At 67.0% G+C, this 16,172-nt stretch carries 14 protein-coding genes; 6 read left to right on the top strand and 8 right to left on the bottom strand.

Annotated features, from left to right (window positions below; genetic code table 11):
• Window positions 1–2: 2 nt before the first annotated feature.
• From ACFC25_RS01170 to ACFC25_RS01185, 4 genes are read right to left on the bottom strand one after another with little or no spacing between them, the layout of a single operon-like run.
• A complete protein-coding gene (locus tag ACFC25_RS01170) occupies window positions 3–1,289 on the bottom strand; it encodes a glycosyltransferase 87 family protein (protein ID WP_376043345.1) in 1,287 nt (428 codons plus the stop codon).
• A complete protein-coding gene (locus ACFC25_RS01175; RefSeq protein WP_337346781.1) occupies window positions 1,286–2,449 on the bottom strand; it encodes a cystathionine gamma-synthase in 1,164 nt (387 codons plus the stop codon). The genes ACFC25_RS01170 and ACFC25_RS01175 overlap by 4 nt, the downstream gene beginning before the upstream one ends.
• A 15-nt stretch (window positions 2,450–2,464) precedes the next feature.
• Window positions 2,465–3,850 carry a cystathionine beta-synthase gene (locus ACFC25_RS01180; protein ID WP_376043349.1) on the bottom strand — a complete coding sequence of 462 codons (1,386 nt, stop codon included), beginning with the start codon at window positions 3,848–3,850 and terminating at the stop codon, window positions 2,465–2,467.
• 43 nt (window positions 3,851–3,893) lie between these two features.
• Window positions 3,894–4,286, bottom strand: coding sequence for a VOC family protein (locus tag ACFC25_RS01185; protein ID WP_337350798.1), 393 nt, complete (start codon window positions 4,284–4,286; stop codon window positions 3,894–3,896).
• A gap of 132 nt (window positions 4,287–4,418) precedes the next feature.
• Here ACFC25_RS01185 and ACFC25_RS01190 point away from each other — a divergent pair, with 132 nt between their 5' ends.
• The 3 genes from ACFC25_RS01190 to ACFC25_RS01200 all read left to right on the top strand — a co-directional run bounded on the left by ACFC25_RS01190 (window position 4,419) and on the right by ACFC25_RS01200 (window position 7,262).
• Window positions 4,419–5,390 (top strand): DNA-3-methyladenine glycosylase family protein, encoded by a 972-nt coding sequence (locus ACFC25_RS01190; protein ID WP_376043352.1) that lies wholly within the window; start codon window positions 4,419–4,421, stop codon window positions 5,388–5,390.
• Window positions 5,391–5,487: 97 nt separating this feature from the next.
• Window positions 5,488–6,456: an ATP-binding cassette domain-containing protein gene (locus ACFC25_RS01195; protein ID WP_376043355.1), complete on the top strand. Its 969-nt coding sequence runs from the start codon at window positions 5,488–5,490 to the stop codon at window positions 6,454–6,456.
• Entirely contained in the window at window positions 6,456–7,262 is an 807-nt protein-coding gene (locus ACFC25_RS01200; protein ID WP_376043358.1) for an ABC transporter permease, read from the top strand. The genes ACFC25_RS01195 and ACFC25_RS01200 overlap by 1 nt, the downstream gene beginning before the upstream one ends.
• On the opposite strand, the gene ACFC25_RS01205 is transcribed toward ACFC25_RS01200, so the two are convergent.
• Both ACFC25_RS01205 and ACFC25_RS01210 read right to left on the bottom strand, forming a co-directional pair.
• Window positions 7,255–7,974, bottom strand: a complete 720-nt coding sequence (locus ACFC25_RS01205; RefSeq protein WP_337350794.1) for a response regulator transcription factor — start codon at window positions 7,972–7,974, stop codon at window positions 7,255–7,257. The genes ACFC25_RS01200 and ACFC25_RS01205 overlap by 8 nt on opposite strands.
• Complete coding sequence (locus ACFC25_RS01210) at window positions 7,967–10,003, bottom strand: ATP-binding protein (RefSeq protein ID WP_376043361.1); 2,037 nt, start codon at window positions 10,001–10,003, stop codon at window positions 7,967–7,969. The genes ACFC25_RS01205 and ACFC25_RS01210 overlap by 8 nt, the downstream gene beginning before the upstream one ends.
• A gap of 174 nt (window positions 10,004–10,177) precedes the next feature.
• Between ACFC25_RS01210 and ACFC25_RS01215 the strand changes: the two genes are divergently transcribed.
• Together ACFC25_RS01215 and ACFC25_RS01220 are read left to right on the top strand one after the other, a co-directional pair.
• Complete coding sequence (locus ACFC25_RS01215; protein WP_376043364.1) at window positions 10,178–10,660, top strand: hypothetical protein; 483 nt, start codon at window positions 10,178–10,180, stop codon at window positions 10,658–10,660.
• Window positions 10,644–12,143: a multicopper oxidase family protein gene (locus ACFC25_RS01220; protein ID WP_376043367.1), complete on the top strand. Its 1,500-nt coding sequence runs from the start codon at window positions 10,644–10,646 to the stop codon at window positions 12,141–12,143. Before ACFC25_RS01215 ends, ACFC25_RS01220 begins: the two co-directional genes overlap by 17 nt.
• A 45-nt stretch (window positions 12,144–12,188) precedes the next feature.
• On the opposite strand, the gene ACFC25_RS01225 is transcribed toward ACFC25_RS01220, so the two are convergent.
• Window positions 12,189–13,871, bottom strand: a complete 1,683-nt coding sequence (locus ACFC25_RS01225; RefSeq protein ID WP_376043370.1) for a LuxR C-terminal-related transcriptional regulator — start codon at window positions 13,869–13,871, stop codon at window positions 12,189–12,191.
• A gap of 127 nt (window positions 13,872–13,998) precedes the next feature.
• On the opposite strand from ACFC25_RS01225, the gene ACFC25_RS01230 reads away from it, so the two are divergent.
• Entirely contained in the window at window positions 13,999–14,433 is a 435-nt protein-coding gene (locus ACFC25_RS01230) for a nuclear transport factor 2 family protein (protein WP_337350789.1), read from the top strand.
• 14 nt (window positions 14,434–14,447) lie between these two features.
• Here ACFC25_RS01230 and ACFC25_RS01235 read toward each other — a convergent pair whose 3' ends face one another.
• Complete coding sequence (locus ACFC25_RS01235) at window positions 14,448–16,124, bottom strand: AMP-binding protein (RefSeq protein WP_376043373.1); 1,677 nt, start codon at window positions 16,122–16,124, stop codon at window positions 14,448–14,450.
• Window positions 16,125–16,172 lie beyond the last annotated feature (48 nt).

The raw sequence follows: 16,172 nt of genomic DNA on the forward strand, positions 1-16,172 counted from the left end.
AGCTAACTTTCTTGAAGAAAGCCAGGCTTCCGCCGTGACGGGCTGTAGGCCACCGCCCAGTACGCCAACAGAGCCACGCCGCAGAGGACGCCCAGGCTAGTGACGGCCAACTGCAACTGGGTCTGCGGATCCTTGCCCCATTCGTTGGCACCGGCCATCATGGCAAGGTACTTGGGCGTGAGGTAGAAGGCGACAGCAGAAGCACCCACCACGATCCAGCCGTACAGCCGCATTTTCCCGCTGCGGGATGGCACACGGTGCATCGCGAAGGCCATGGACGGCAGCGCCACGGCCATCCAGACCCAGTGGTGGGACCAGGAGACGGGGCTGATCAGGAGCATCAGCACGGCGGTGGCGGAGACGGCCACGAAGTTCTCGTCGGCAGCCACGGCCCATTTGATCACCAGGGCCGCCAACACGGCGAGACCCAGCGAGAGCACCAGCCAGAGCATGCTGGTGGAGCCGGAGTCGGGCAGGCCAACGTGGAGCAGGAGCCCTTTGACGGAGAGGTTGTCCAGGTATGCCGGCCCGCCGATCCGGCCGGTGTCCGGCAAGATCTTGGTCCAAAACGTCAATGAGGCGTTGGGCAGCACCGCCCAAGCAAAGGCAATGGAGCCGAAGAACCCGGCCGCCATCCAGCCGAGGGCCTTGAAGTCGCGCCGCACCAGGAAGTACAGGCCGAACGCCAAGGGCGTGAGTTTGATGCCGGCCGCGATGCCGATCAACAGCCCGGCGGGCCACCTCAGCTCCCCCGCCCGGTCTTTCCCGTACAGCGCGAAATCGGCGAGGATCAGCCCCATCAGGATGATGTTGATCTGGCCGAAATCGAAAGTGTCCCGCCATGGTCCCAGCAGGAGGATGGCCGCGGTACCCGCCAAAGCAACCGAACGGAACCGCCAGTCGGCGAAGGACGTGCGCCAACTGCGGAGTCCGAAGTAGTGCCGCGCCAGCCAGGCGGCCACGACCCCGGCCCCCACCAGCGCCGTCGTGCTGAACACCAGGCTGCTGGTGCCCATGGGCAGGAGCGCGAGCCCGGCGAACAGCAGCGCCGCGAACGGCGGGTAGGTGAACGGGAGGCCGTCACGGGGTGCGTAGAGCTCGTGGGCGCCGGACTCACCGGTCTGCAGCACGCGGCTGCCGCCGTAGTAGTACACCTCGAAGTCGTTCATCAGCGGAATGTACGCGGAATACAGCACCACCAAGGCCAGGACGACGGCGGCAGCACCGCCCGCCGTCGCGATCCAGCCGCGGGTGGTGCGGGATGCCAGTGCCGGGGAAGTTGCGGTCACCGGATGAACGTGAAGGCGTGCTCGAGGTCCGCGATGAGGTCCTCAAGGTCTTCGATGCCGCAGGACAGCCGGATCAGGTTGACGGGAACGGCCAGTTCGGTGCCCTTGACCGAGGCGTGCGTCATTTCTGAGGGGTAGTTCATCAGCGATTCGATGCCGCCCAGGGACTCGGCGAGGGTGAATACGGACGTGTTTTCCGCGACGGTGCGGGCCGCCGCCTCACCGCCCTTGAACTGCACGGACACCATGCCGCCGAACTTCTTCATCTGCTTCCTGGCCAGTTCGTGGCCGGGGTGCGAGGGCAGGCCCGGATACAGGACGGCTTCCACCTCAGGGCGCTCCAGCAGCCATTCGGCCACGGCCTGGCCGTTGTCGCTGTGCCGGTCCATGCGCACGCCAAGCGTCTTCAGGCCACGGGTGGTGAGGAACGCATCCATCGGGCCGGACACCGCTCCTACGGCGAACTGGACAAAGCCGATCTTCTCCGCGAGTTCGGCGTCGTTGACCACAATGGCGCCGCCAACAACGTCAGAGTGGCCGCCGATGTACTTGGTGGTGGAGTGGACCACCACGTCCGCACCCAGGGCGAGCGGGGTCTGCAGGTAGGGGGACGCGAAGGTGTTGTCCACTACCAGGAGGGCACCGGCGTCGTGCGCCACCTTGGCGAGTGCCTCGATGTCCGTGATCTTCATCAGCGGATTGGAGGGGGTTTCGACCCAGACGAAGCGGGTCTTGTTGGCCGCCACTGCTTTGCTGACCGAGTCCAGGTCTGCCATGTCCACGGGCGTGTTGCCAATGCCCCAGTCGCCGAGCACGCCGCTGATGAGCCGGTACGTCCCGCCGTAGGCGTCGTTGCCCAGCACAATGTGGTCCCCGGGCCGGGTCAGGGCGCGGATCAGGGAGTCCTCCGCCGCCAGGCCGGAGCTGAAGGAGAACGCGTGGCTGCCGCCCTCGAGCGCGGCAAGCTGTTCCTGCAGGGCGTCGCGGGTGGGGTTTCCGCCGCGGCCGTACTCGTAGCCGTCGCGGAGCCCGCCGATGCCATCCTGCGCATAGGTGGAGCTGAAGTGCAGCGGAGGGACGACGGCGCCGGTGCGGGGTTCGAAGGCCTGGCCGGCGTGCACGGCGCGGGTGTTGAAGCCCTGGTTTTCAGAAACAGGCATGATGCTCCTTTGGAGTTAGTTGCTGAGGTACGCGAGGAGGTCGTGCCGGGTCAGGATGCCCACGGGCGCCCCGACGAACGTCACCATCACCGTGTCCACATCGGACAAGAGCGCGCGGGCCGCAGAGATGGTTTCCAGCGAGCCGATGATGGGAAGTTTCGGGCCCATGTGTTCGGAGATTTTGTCCGTCAGCTTTGCCTCGCCGCGGAACAGCTTGGAGGTCAGGGTCCGTTCGTCCACGGCGCCTAGGACTTCGCCCATCACCACGGGAGGCTCCTGGGAGAGGACCGGGATGTGGCTGACGCCGAACTCGTTCATGATGGTGATGACGTCGCGGACGGTCTCGTTCGGGTGGATGTGCACCAGGTCCGGAAGTTCACCGGTCTTGGACTTGATCACCTCGCCCACCGACGCTTCCTCGCCGCCCGAGAGGAAGCCGTAGGACCGCATCCACTGGTCGTTGAAGATCTTGGCGAGGTAGCCGCGGCCGGAGTCGGGCAGGATGACCACCACAACGGCGCTTTCCGGGAGGTCCCTGGCGGTCTTCAGCGCAGCCACCACGGCCATCCCTGACGAGCCGCCCACCAGCAGGCCTTCCTCACGGGCCAGCCTGCGCGTCATGGCGAAGGAGTCGGCGTCGCTGACGGCGATGACCTCATCCGGCACGGACTTGTCATAGTTCGCCGGCCACATGTCCTCGCCTACGCCCTCAACGAAGTACGGCCGCCCTGTCCCGCCGGAGTAGACCGAACCTTCGGGGTCCGCCCCGATGATCCTGACCCGGCCGCCGTCGGACTCCAGGCGGTCCGCAGAGACCTCCTTGAGGTACCGTCCGGTGCCGGTGATGGTGCCGCCGGTGCCGGCGCCGATCACGCAGTGCGTGACCTTTCCGTCGGTGTCCTGCCAGATCTCCGGGCCGGTGGTCTCATAGTGGCTGCCGGGGGCCGCCGGGTTGGAGAACTGGTCCGGCTTGTAGGCGCCAGGGGTCTCCGCGACGATCCTGTCCGAGACGCTGTAATAGCTCTGCGGGCTGTCAGGGGCGACGGCGGTGGGGGTCACTACCACCTCGGCGCCGTAGGCCTGAAGGACGGCCCGTTTGTCCTCGCCCACCTTGTCCGGCACCACAAAAATGCACTTGTAGCCCTTTTGCTGGGCAACCAGGGCCAGGCCCACCCCTGTATTGCCGGACGTCGGTTCTACAATCGTCCCGCCGGGGAGCAGTTTGCCTTCCCGCTCGGCCTCCTCGATCATCTTGGCCGCGATGCGGTCCTTGATGGATCCGCCGGGGTTCAGGTACTCCAGCTTGACCAGGACTGTGGCTTGGATGCCGTCAGTGACGTGGTTGAGCTTGATGAGGGGGGTCTTGCCGATGAGGTCCAGGATGGACTGGGCGTACTTCATAGGTACAAAGTTACCGTCTCCTGTGACGGGCCTTGCTCAGCGGTCAGCTCCCTGCCGAGGAATCTGTCTGCCAAAGGCCCATGATGTTGCCTTCGGTGTCCTTGAAGTAGGCGTAATAACCCATTCCGGGAACGGCGTCCTTGGCTTGGGTCACCGAACCACCGGCGGATTCGACCTGTGCCAGTGCAGCGTCAACGTCTTCCACATCGATGGTAAGGACGGGCGTCCTGAGGTTGTCCGTGCGAGGGAACAGGGCTCCGTTGATAGCCCCGGGCGCGCTTGGCATGCCTGTCTGTTCGTCCGACGGCGTGGTGATGGCGATGGTGTAATCCATCTCCTGCATGGGGGTCAGGTTCCAACCGAACGCGCTTTGGTAGAAGGTGTTGGCGCGTTCCTTGTCATCGGTGGGGATCTCGAAATGCACAACTCCAGCCATTGCATGCTCCTTTGGATGCCAGGGGAAGGCGCGGACGCTCCGCGCCACACGATGGAGTCTAGTCCCGGCATCAGTGGCCCGTAAGGGGGCTCCGGAACCGGCATTGTCAGCCAGCCGTGGGACGATGAAACCATGACCATCGCAGATGCCCCCGCCCGGCTGGCCGCCGCCGCGGACGCTTCCCTGCGGTGGCATCCGGACGGGCCATACAGCCTGCTGCAGACGCTCGGCATCCTCCTGCGCGGCACCGGGGATCCGTCGTTTTCCTCCCGGCCCGACGGGTTCTGGACGGCGTTTACGACGCCGGACGGCCCGGTCACGCTGCGTCTCACCACTGTGGCGGACGGCGCTGTCGATGCCTTGGCATGGGGGCCGGGTTCTGCGGCCGGACTCGCCGGGGTGCCCCGCCTCCTGGGCTCCGGGGATGACTGGTCGGCCTTTGACGAGCCTGCCTTCCACGCATCGCTCCCCCGGATGGTCCGCGAGGCCCGCCGTCGGAACCTTGCTGTCCGGCTGCCCTCCACCGGCCGGATGATCGATGCCCTGGTGCCCACCATCCTTGAACAGAAGGTCACCGTCATAGAGGCCCGCCGCGGCTACCGGTACCTGATGTACCGCTTCGGGTCGGCGGCACCGGCTGCCGGAATGGCCGCCCCGGAAGGGCTTCGTGTCCAGCCCACCGCGGAACAGTGGCTGCGCATCCCGTCCTGGGAGTGGCACAAGGCCGGCGTTGGACCACAGCGTTCCGCAACCGTGATGCGTGCGCTGCGCTCCGCCGTCGCACTTGAACGGCTTGCAGCGCTGCCGGCCACGGAAGCGGCGGCAAAGATGCAGGTCATACCCGGCATCGGGGTCTGGACCGCGGCCGAGGTGGTGCAGCGGACCCACGGCTGCCCGGACTCGATCGCCGTGGGCGACTACCACCTCGCGGCCTACGTGGGCGCCGCGCTCACCGGCCGCCGGACCGATGATGCGGGCATGCTGGCGCTGCTTGAGCCGTGGAAGGGGCACCGCCAGCGGGTGGTGAGGATGATCGGCCTGAGCGGCTTCCGCAAACCCACGTTCGGGCCGCGGATGACCATCCAGGACCACCGCGGGCACTGAGCCTTTTTTCCGTGGACTCCCGCGGGCCCTTGGGTATAGCGTGGCGCCATGGAGCCCGCACCAGAGCCCTGGAATCCCGCATTCTCTGGAGTCACCCATGATCCACACTGACAAACTGACGAAGACTTTCACCGTCAAAAAGGAGACCGTGGAAGCCGTCAAGGGCGTCGACATCGATGTTGCGCCCGGCGAACTCGTCGCGTTCCTCGGCCCGAACGGCGCCGGCAAGTCCACTACCCTGCGGATGCTGACCACACTGCTGCGGCCCACGTCCGGGACGGCAACCGTGGCAGGGGTGGACGTCGCCGAGGACCCTGCCGGAGTGCGGTCCAGGATTGGTTACATCGGCCAGGGCAACGGCGGTGGCCACAGCTTCCGGGTGATCGACGAAATGGTGATGCAGGGCCGCTTCTATGGCATGAACACCACAGACGCCAACGCCCGGGCGCAGGATCTGCTGAAGTCCCTGGACCTCACCGACCTCGCCAAGCGTACGGTCATCAAGCTGTCCGGCGGCCAGCGGCGGCGGATGGACGTGGCGCTGGGCCTGATGCATTCGCCGAGGCTGCTCTTCCTGGACGAACCGTCCACCGGTATGGATCCGCAGAACCGGGCCAACCTGTGGGAGCACATCATGCGGATGCGCGCCGAACACGGCACCACCATCGTCCTGACCACGCACTACATGGACGAAGCCGATTTGATGTCCGAGCGCGTGATCGTGATCGACCACGGCCGGATCATCGCCGATGACACGGCGGCCCGGCTAAAGGCCAACCTCGCCGGTGACCTGCTGGCTGTGGAAGTGGCGGCGGAAGCGGCTCCCGGAGTGCGGGGGTTGCTGGGCCGGGCCGCTGCGGGCGGGGAGGTCAATGAAAACACGTACGACGGCGTTGTCCGCTTCCGCCTCCGGCTCACCGAAGGCGCGCGGCTGGCGCCCGCGTTGCTGAAGGAGATGAACGACGCCGGCGCTCCCGCCCAGTCGCTGGAGCTGAAGCCGCCGACGCTGGATGACGTGTTCCTGGAACTGACCGGCCGCAACCTGCGGGAAGGAGCCAACCGCTGATGAGTGTGCAAGCCACTCCGGAAGTCCTGAGGAAGCCCAGCCTCGGCCAGGTTCTGAGGGATACGAAGTACGTATTCTGGCGCGAGATGCTGCTGCCGCTGCGGGACCCGTTCTCGCTGATCTTTTCGCTGATCCAGCCGCTCGTGTTCCTGGGCCTTTTCGGCCCGCTGCTCGGCGCTGCCGTGGGCGCGCCGGCGTTCGGCGGGCAGTCCACGCTTCAGTGGTTCCTGCCCGGGGTGGTGGTGATGATTGCCCTGTTCGGCACATCCATGACCGGTTCGAACCTGCAGTACGAGCTCATGACAGGTTCGTACGAGCGGATCCTGGCAACACCGCTGTCCCGTTCCTCGCTGATGATCGGGCGTGCCCTGAAAGAGTGGGCGCCGCTGGTGGTGCAGGGGCTGCTCATCGCCCTGGTCTGCATTCCCTTCGGCTTCGTCTTCTACCCGCTGCATGTGCTGGCAGGACTGGTCATCCTGGGGATCTTCGGCATCGGGCTCGGCGCGCTCTCCTACGCCTTGGCGCTCGTGTCCCAGAACAAGGAGTGGATCTTCTGGGGCGTGCAGCAGACGTTGCTGTTCCCGCTGATGATCCTCTCCGGCATCATGCTGCCCATTGAGGCCGGACCGGGGTGGATGCAGACTGCGAGCCTGTTCAACCCGCTGACCTACCTGGTCAACGCTGAGCGGGAGCTGTTCGCCGGCAACGTCGGGACCGACACCCTCCTGGGCTTGCTCGCCGCATCGCTGACGGCCGCCGTCGGGCTGGTGGTTGGTGTCCGGGCCATCAACCGCAACATCAGCTGAGCGGGTGGTTCTGTCCGTCTTCTTCGGCCGATGCCTCGTTGCCGTTGCGCTGGAGGAAGGCGAGCACTGCTGCGACGCGGCGGTGCACGCCAGTTGAAGGAAGGCGCAGCTTGGTAAAGATCGAATTGACATGCTTCTCGACCGTGGAGGAGGACAGGTACAGCGACTGTTCGATGCCCGCGTTTGTCCTGCCTTGTGCCATCTCCCGCAGGACGTCCAGTTCCCGGGGCGACAGGTCCGAAAGCGGGTTGGCTGCACCGGCGCTGCGGCGGCGCACCAGCGTATCGACGATCTGCGGATCGATGACCGAACCACCAGCCCGTACTTCGCGGAGCGCGTGCACGAGGTCCTCCAGGTCGCCGATGCGGTCCTTGAGCAAGTAGCCGAGGCCTGCCGAACCGTCGGCGAACAGCGCGAGCGCGTAGCTCTGGTCGGCGTGCTGCGACAGGACCACCACGCCCGTCTCCGGGTGCGCGGCGCGTATGGCGCGGGCAGCCTCAATGCCCTCCATGTGATGGCCAGGCGGCATCCGGATGTCGGTGAGCACCGCATCAGGCGAGAACCGGCGCACAGCGTCGATCAGCTCCGTTGCGTTGCCCGTGCAGGCCACGACGTCTATTTCGCCGGAGTCCTCCAGCAAACGTCGCAGCCCCTCGCGGACGAGGTAGTTGTCCTCGGCGATGACCACCCGCAGCACATCCGCTTCATCCAACGTGGTGCTCCTCCCGCTCCACGGGGAGGTCAACCAGCACGGTGGTGCCCGACGGGTCGCGGCCCGAGACGTCCACCGTTCCCCGCAGCGCCGCCACGCGGTCCCGGATATTGGCCAGGCCGCCGCGGGACCCGGGCGCGAGGGCGCCTATGCCGCAGCCGTTGTCGGTGATCGCGATCCGCAGGTGCCCGTCCTTCCGGGCGAGGCCCACGGAGGCATGGCTCGCCTGCGCGTGCTTTGCGGTGTTGGCCAGCGCCTCCCGGACCACGTAGTACGCCGTCGTTTCCACTTCCTCAGGGAACCGCTCGGCACGGATGCCCTCGTCAGCGTCGACCGTCAGCGGGATGGGGAACCTGGCCGCGCTGGACTCGATGGCCGCTACGAGGCCGTTATCGCTCAAGACGGGCGGGTGGATGCCATGGGCGAGTTCGCGCAGGTCGGTGAGCGTCTCCCGGGCCTGGTCCTGGAGATCAGCGAGTTCGACGGCGGTAAGCTCACCGCGCTGCAACCGGTTCCGGGCGAGGCGAAGCCCGGCGATCTGTGCGACCACGTTCTGCTGGATCCCGTCGTGCAGGTCCCGCTCGAGGCGCTTGCGTTCGTCATCCTGCGCGGCGACGAGCCGCTCCCTTGACGCGCTCAGCTCCTGAAGCTGCTCAGCGAGCTGGGCGCTCAGGCGCACGTTCGCCACTGACTCCGCAGCCTGGCCGGCGACCGTACGGAGCAAGGCCCGTTCGGCGTCGCTGTAGTCACCGCGCCGGCGCGGCCCAAGCTCGATCCGGCCCAGTGCCTCATTCGCCCGCTCAAGGTCGCAGGAGGCAACAGCCTCCCCCTTCACATCACCGGCCACACCCGTGGGCGATGCCACGAACCTGCCGTCAGGACCTGCGAGGAAAATGCGGACCCAGGATGCATCGAGGCCATCACGCACGGCCGCCGCCAGGCGGGCCATCAGCTCACCGGGCTCCACGGACTGCTCCAAGCGGGAACCGAGCTCGCTGAGCAGCATCAGCTGCCTGTCCCGATCCCCAAAGACAGAGCGGTGGATCCACCGCTGCAACCATCCCCGGACCGGCAAGAGGCACACGGCGAGAACCGTTGTCAGGAGAGCGGCGCCGATAATCGTGAGGCGGTCGGCCAGCAGTACGGCCGGTGTTGCGACGCCGATCGCGTACAGGACCGTGATGAGCAGGCCGGAGGACCGGGCCGCGAGGCGCCCGCGGTCACCGGGGGCAATATCGAAGGCGCCATGGCGGAGGATGCCATGGATGGCCGCCAGCGGGACTGCGGTGAGCGAAGCGAACACGGCGGCCGTAACGATGGCGTTGGGCGGCCCGTGCAGCCACAGCCCGTAGCTGATGACCGTGGCGATCACCACCCAGGTCATGACCCGGGTGCGTGCCCGGACTTCCTTGTCCCCGAACACTGCCCGGCTCAGGAGCACGCCCACGCCCAGTGGCATCCACGGCCACTGGTAGATGGCCCAGTAGACCGCCGGCGCCGCCCAACCCAGCCAGGGCACCGCGAACGCGTTCGGTATGCCATCGCTGAGGTCCAGAAACTGCGGCACCAGTACCTGCGGGCTGGTGAACAAAGAGAGCGGGGCGGCCACCACGGGAACCCACAGGAGGCCGACGGCGATGCGTTGCCACCGATGCTCGGGCACCCCGGTTGGGAAGCTCGCGAACATGCTGACGAAGCCTGCCGCCGCCACCGCATCGGCGGTCAGGCCGACCAGGTTCACGAGCGGGAACCACGGCTGACCGGGCAGCCCCGGATCCTGGACCGCGAACGTCTCGTACGCCGAGCCGACAGCCATGGCCGTGGCAGCGGCCGCGATGAACACGGCGGCCCGGGATGACGAAACGGTGAGCAGCCACATGCCGAAGACGAACGTCGGCAGCACGCCAAGCAACGGCCAGCTGAGTCCGTGGTTCTCCGGTGCGACGAACCCGCGAATGATCACGACGTAGATGAGCGACGCCACTCCGACCGGAGCCAACGCTGCGAGCAATCCCCATCTTCGGAGCACAGTCCTATGATCCGCCTGTGTGGCCATTCCCGGGAGGGGGTACCCACCCGACTCCCATGGTGGCTGGCCTCCATCTACCCTGCGGCCACCCGCGTTCCGGGCACGTCGGCTGCGCGCCTACGGTGGGCTCGAGTGGATGCCGCGGAATGGCACCCGCACGAACAGGAGGACATCATGCGCAGGATTTACGCAGCCATCGCCTGGATCATCGCCGGCGGCGTTGTTGTGCAGGCAGCGTCGATCGCCTTCGCCCTCGGAGGCATCGGCCGGTACGTCCAGGATGGTGGTGTCATCGACAAGGCCCTCGTCGAGAGCCGGCAGGCCACGTTCATCGGCGACCTCGGCTTCCCCATCCACGGCATCGTTGGCGGGGTGGTCATACCGCTGGCCGCCGTCGCGCTGCTCATCGTGGCGTTCTTCGTGAAGGCCGACGGCGCACGGCTGCGTGGCGCACGCCTGTGGGCAGCCGTTGTGCTCGCCCTGGTGGCGCTGCAGATCACGCTCGGCTACTCCATCGTTGACATGCCTTACCTCGGCCTGGTCCACGGTGCGAACGCGCTGGCCGTGCTGCTCACCGCCGTCTACGCGGGGATGCGGGCCAGGCGCTCGGCGGCAGCCGGTGCTGAGGAACGCGCCTCCCATGCCATCGCGACCTGACCTCGTCCGGCGCGTTTCCGCGGGTGTTGCGGTGGCCGGTGCGCTTGGCCTCGGTGCGCTCGGGTGGAGCTCGACCCTGCTGGGCGAATACTCGGTGATCGATATGGGTGGCGGGCACGCCTCCCACATCCATGGCTCTGGTTCCGTCGCTGCCGGCCCGGCCGGTGAGGTCAGCGTGACGGAGCTGATCGCGGACCCGCTCCGGCCACCTGACGTCCGCGTCGAGCTCGTCGCCCGCCGCCAGACAGTGGACATCCCCGGCGGACGTCCGGTGGAGGGATATACCGTGAACGGCACATCCCCGGGGCCTACGATCCGCGCCACGCAGGGTGATCTCGTCGAAGTGGTGTTGGTCAACGAGTCGGTCCGGGCAGGGGCCACCCTGCACTGGCATGGCGTGGACGTGCCGAACGCGGCTGACGGCGTTGCCGGGATCACGCAGGACGCTGTTCCTGTCGGCGGCCGCCATGTCTACCGTTTCACCGCAGATGACGCCGGCACGTATTGGTACCACTCGCACCAGGTCTCACATGAGCAGGTCGAGGGCGGGCTGCTGGGTGCGGTCGTCATCGAACCGGCCTTGCCAGCGGCCGACCCGCCGGCCAAGCAGTTCCAGGCCGACGCCGTCGCGCTGCTGCATGTCTACGGCGGCCAGCACACCCTCAACGGGCGCGTGCAGGACGAGCACGTGCCGGCCGAGCCCGGCAGTACCGTTAGGATCCGGGTCATCAACACCGACCAGGGAACTGCCGCTGTCTGGTCAGCCGCACCCTTCCGGGTCATCGCGACTGATGGGCACGAGGTCAACGGCGCCGCCGCCGTCGACGGACGAAAGGTACTGATTCCGGCAGGCGGCCGGGTGGACGTCGCCGTGCAGGCCCCCGTTAACGGCGCTGCCCGCCTGCACGTCGGCGGGGCCCGGAGCATCTCCATCGGCGATCCGGCCTCCGGAGATGCAGGCGCCGCGCCCTCTGCCCGGCAACCCTCCGAAACCCTGGACCTGCTGGCGTACGGCGACCCTGCCCCGCCCGACTTCGATCCGCGCTCGCCGGACCGCACTTTCGACTACAGGATCGGACGCCGCCTCGGCCTGATCGACGGCCGGCCCGGAAACTTCTGGACAATCAACGGGGCGCTCTTCCCGGACGTGCCGATGTTCCACGTGCGCGAGGATGACGTCGTCGTCATGCGGATCGCCAATGAGTCGGGCGAGGTGCATCCAATGCACCTGCACGGCCACCATGTCCTGGTGCTCTCACGCGACGGCAAGCCGGCGGCAGGAAGCCCTTGGTGGGTCGATTCGCTCGATGTCCACCCCGGCGAGGCGTATGAGATTGCCTTCGTTGCCGACAACCCTGGTATTTGGAGCGACCACTGCCATACGCTTCCCCACGCCGTCGACGGCCTCGTTGCCCACGTGATGTACGACGGGGTCACGACGCCGTTCACCATCAACGGCGGCGCCGGCAACCAGCCCGAGTAGCAGGCCGCAGCACAAACCGGTAAATGCGGGCCGATCAAGGCCCGGTCAGGCGGAGTCCAGGCGGGCGGCGTAGGCTGCGGCTTCAGCACGGTTGCGTAGGCCCAGTTTCTCCAGCACGTTGCTCACGTGGTGTGCCACGGTCTTGCTGCTGATGAACAGCTGTCCTGCGATTTCAGGGTTGGAATAGCCCTCTACCAGCAGGCGCAGGATCTCCTGCTCCCGGCGGGTGAGGATGCCTGCCTCGCGGGGAACGGACCGGCCCCCGGCACCCCAGGACCGCAGGAGGGCCGCAGCCACGTCTGCATCATGGGATGCTCCCAGCTTGTCCAGCGCTGACAGGGCAGAGCGGGCTTCAGAGACTGCGAGCGCGGGCTGGCCTTGGGCCAATGCCCGCGCAAGCTCCAGCCTGGTGCGTGCCGCCTCCAGCGGAAGCTCGAGCCGCCCGAACCAGGTGAGGGCGTCCTCAAAGTAGACCGTTGCGGTCTCCTGCCGGCCTTCGGCGGCGGCCACCCGCCCCTTCGCCAGCGCGGCATGGGCGGACAGCAACCGCACTTCCCCCGCGCCGCCGTCGAGCGTGGCAAGGTATTCGGCCGCCGCAGCGGCAGCAGCGGGATTTCCGGCTGCCAGGTGTGCTTCCACCAGGAGGCCGCGTGCGCCCGCCGTCTCCAGTGACGTCCGCTGCCCGCCCGCGTGCAGCGGCGGAGCCACGGCGTCGCTGTTGATGCTTTCCGACCGAAGCCACCGCTCTGCCAGGGCCACGGCCACCGCCGGTTCGTTGTTTCGGAGGGCCAGGCCCGCCGCCACAAGGCTGGCCTCGACCGGGGTACCGATGCCCTCAATCAATGCCCGGGACTCGTCGAAGCGTCCCTGGCGCAGGCGAAGCTCGGCAAGGCTCGCGATGGCCTGGTGGAACATGCCGGGGAAAACGCCCCTTGTGCCTGCGGCGGCACGCCGCAATTCCTCGTCTGCTTCGGCCCAGTGGCCCGTCAGCAGGAGAACGCGCCCGTGGACCAGCCGGCACTGGGCATAAAGGTAGGGGCATCCATACGCCCTCATGTAGTCATCTGCAGCCTGCGACCACTGGGTTGCCCGCCCGAGGTCGCTCAGGAGGTCGCAGACCGTCAGCATCGAACAGCTCGCCATAACCACGGTGTAGAACGTGGTCCCATCGCCGCCCAAAGCGCTGGCCATTGCCTCATCCACGCACCGCAACCCGGCCTGGACTTCGCCGTCCTTGACCAGGAGGACTCCGCGCTCGGCAAGGGCGCAGACTGCGAGGTCCGGGTCGCCCAGCTCTTGCGAGGTGGCCAGCGCCCGCTCGATCAGGTCCCGGCATGAGTGCACATCCGTGGCGAGGAGGGCCGCACAATAATCGACCCAGGCCTGGGTCAGTCCGTCGTCCGGGTCGGCCATGCTTTCGGCGCGGGCGAGCCAGCCCCGCGCCGCTGCCTCATTGCCCAGGGACATCCCGTAGACGAGGCACAGCCACACTGCGGAGTCGATCGCCTCCGGCATGTTGCCGGCGCGGCGGCTGGCGGCATAGGCGCGCTCACGGCAGCGGACGCTTTCACCAACTTCGCCGAGGAAAAACAGGGCGTCACCCAGGCCCGCCAGCGCGCCTGCCGATCCGGTGCCCACAAGCGCTTCCTCAAACGCGGCCCGGGCCTGCGCCCACTGCCCCGCTTCCAGTGCCTCGTGGCCTCTCGCTGTGATTTCCTCCAGCGTCACGCTTCAATTACAGCACTTCGGCATGGGCCACAAAATGGGTCAGCTGACCGATCCCCGCTGCCACCAATCAGGGGAGCCTGAAGGTGTCCCGGAAAACGGACAACAGGAACGAATTTAGGAGCAAACGATGAACACGAGCCCATTGACCAGTGCATTTACCACGGCGGTGGATGCAGTTAACGCCCACGATGCGAAGGCCTTCGCCGCAACCTACGCCGCGGACGCGGTGGTTCACGACCCGCTCTATCCGCAGCCGTTGAAGGGGCGGGACGCCATCGAGCAGGACATGGTGGAACTCTTGCGGGCCTTCCCGGACGCACGAGTCACGGTGGGTCCCCTTCTCCAGGACGGCGAGACGGTAGCGGGCGAGTACACCTTGCGCGGGACGCACCTTGGCCCGCTGGCTTCCCCCGAGGGGGAGATTCCCGCTACCGGAAATTCCATCGACAACAGCGGCGCTGTCTTCTCGAAGTTCAACGCTGACGGAGAAGTTATCGAGGAACGCCGCTACTACGACGCTGCCGGTCTGCTCGCGCAGATCGAGCCAGCCGCGGCAACCTGAGCCTAGCCCGCCTGTCAGAGCCCCAGCCTGGCCACAGCCTCCTCGCGCATTTCCACTTTGCGGACTTTCCCGGAGACCGTCATGGGGAAGCTTTCGCGGACGTCCACGTAGCGGGGGACCTTGTAGTGGGCCAGCTTCCCCCGGCAGAAATCGGCCACAGCGGCCGCATCGAGCCGCTCGGCGCCGGGCTTCAGGATGATGCAGGCCATCAGTTCCTCGCCGTACTTGGCGTCCGGCACCCCGATGACCTGCACGTCCTGGATGGAGGGGTGGCTGTAGAGGAACTCCTCGATCTCGCGCGGGTAGATGTTTTCGCCGCCGCGGATCACCATGTCCTTGATCCGGCCCTCGATCACCACGTAGCCGTCGTCGTCCATCCGGGCGAGGTCGCCGGTGTGCATCCAGCCGTCGGCGTCGATGGCTTCCGCTGTCTTGTCCGGCTGGTTCCAATATCCCTGCATCACCGCATAGCCGCGGGTGCACAGTTCGCCGATCCTTCCCCGTTCCAGCACGTCGCCGGAGCCGGGGTCGATGATCTGGCTTTCCAGCCTGGGCATGGTGCGGCCCACGGTCTCGGTGCGCTGCTGGAGGGTGTCACCGTTCCGGGTCATGGTGGACACCGGCGAGGTCTCGGTCATGCCGTAGCAGATGGCCACGTCCACCATGTGCATCTCGGAGATCACCCGGTTCATCACGTCGATGGGGCACACTGATCCCGCCATGACGCCTGTGCGAAGGGTGGCGAGGTCGTAGGAAGCGAAGTCCGGAAGCGCCAGTTCGGCAATAAACATGGTGGGCACGCCGTAGAGCGATGTCCCGCCAAAGTCCTGTACCGCCTCCAGCGCCGCCGCGGGGCTGAAGCCGCGGCCGGGAATGATGGTGGCCGCGCCATGGCTGAGCGCAGCGAGGTTGCCAATCACCATGCCGAAGCAGTGGTAGAACGGCACCGGAATCACTACCCGGTCGTGTTCGGTGTAACCCAGCAGCTCCCCGATGGAGTAGCCGTTGTTCAGGATGTTGTGGTGCGTCAGGGTGGCGCCCTTGGGGAAGCCCGTGGTCCCGGAGGTGTATTGCAGGTTGACAAGGTCGTGCGGGTCCAGTTCTGCCATCCGCGCCCTCAGGGCGGAATGCCCGACGACGTCCGCCCGCTTGAGCAGCTCGCCGTACGTCAGCTCTGCGTCGCTTTGGGGGATGCCGGCGTCGAGCCCGTCCACGCCCGGATCCGGCAGGAAGACCAGTTCCCGCAGGTCCGGGCAGGCGGTCAGGGCCTGGCGGGCCATCCCCACATAGTCGCTGGTCCGGTCCGACGGCGCCGCGACCAGCATGCGCATGCCGTTCTGTTTCACCACGAACTCCAGCTCGTGGCTGCGGTAGGCGGGGTTGACGTTCACCAGGATCGCGCCGGACTTCGCCGTAGCGTACTGCAGCAGGGTCCACTCGGCGCAGTTCGGACTCCAGATGCCCACCCGGTCTCCCTTGGCAATGCCCAAGGCGAGGAGCGCACGCGCGAGGCGGTCGACGTCGTCGTTCATCTTGGTGTAGCTCCACCGCCGGGCGTCGGCTCCGGGAACGGCCGCGGCCTCTATCAGCGCGTCGTGGAAGGGAAACTGGGCCACCACCCGCTCAAAGTTCGTGCCGATGGTCTCCTCGAGCAGCGGGACGTCAGTGTCCCCGGCTGTATAAGCGCGCATGCTGGCACGCTACCAACTGGCCCCCGGCATTGAAAGCACATGGGAAGC

It is taken from the genome of Pseudarthrobacter sp. NPDC055928 (assembly GCF_042270935.1).
Taxonomy (GTDB): domain Bacteria; phylum Actinomycetota; class Actinomycetes; order Actinomycetales; family Micrococcaceae; genus Arthrobacter.

Bases quoted from the DNA above. Each gene is read 5' to 3' on its own strand.
- ACFC25_RS01175 (WP_337346781.1), bottom strand. From the start codon at position 2,449: ATGCCTGTTTCTGAAAACCAGGGCTTCAACACCCGCGCCGTGCACGCC.
- ACFC25_RS01180 (WP_376043349.1), bottom strand. From the start codon at position 3,850: ATGAAGTACGCCCAGTCCATCCTGGACCTCATCGGCAAGACCCCCCTC.
- ACFC25_RS01185 (WP_337350798.1), bottom strand. From the start codon at position 4,286: ATGGCTGGAGTTGTGCATTTCGAGATCCCCACCGATGACAAGGAACGC.
- ACFC25_RS01190 (WP_376043352.1), top strand. From the start codon at position 4,419: ATGACCATCGCAGATGCCCCCGCCCGGCTGGCCGCCGCCGCGGACGCT.
- ACFC25_RS01195 (WP_376043355.1), top strand. From the start codon at position 5,488: ATGATCCACACTGACAAACTGACGAAGACTTTCACCGTCAAAAAGGAG.
- ACFC25_RS01200 (WP_376043358.1), top strand. From the start codon at position 6,456: ATGAGTGTGCAAGCCACTCCGGAAGTCCTGAGGAAGCCCAGCCTCGGC.
- ACFC25_RS01215 (WP_376043364.1), top strand. From the start codon at position 10,178: ATGCGCAGGATTTACGCAGCCATCGCCTGGATCATCGCCGGCGGCGTT.
- ACFC25_RS01220 (WP_376043367.1), top strand. From the start codon at position 10,644: ATGCCATCGCGACCTGACCTCGTCCGGCGCGTTTCCGCGGGTGTTGCG.
- ACFC25_RS01230 (WP_337350789.1), top strand. From the start codon at position 13,999: ATGAACACGAGCCCATTGACCAGTGCATTTACCACGGCGGTGGATGCA.
- ACFC25_RS01235 (WP_376043373.1), bottom strand. From the start codon at position 16,124: ATGCGCGCTTATACAGCCGGGGACACTGACGTCCCGCTGCTCGAGGAG.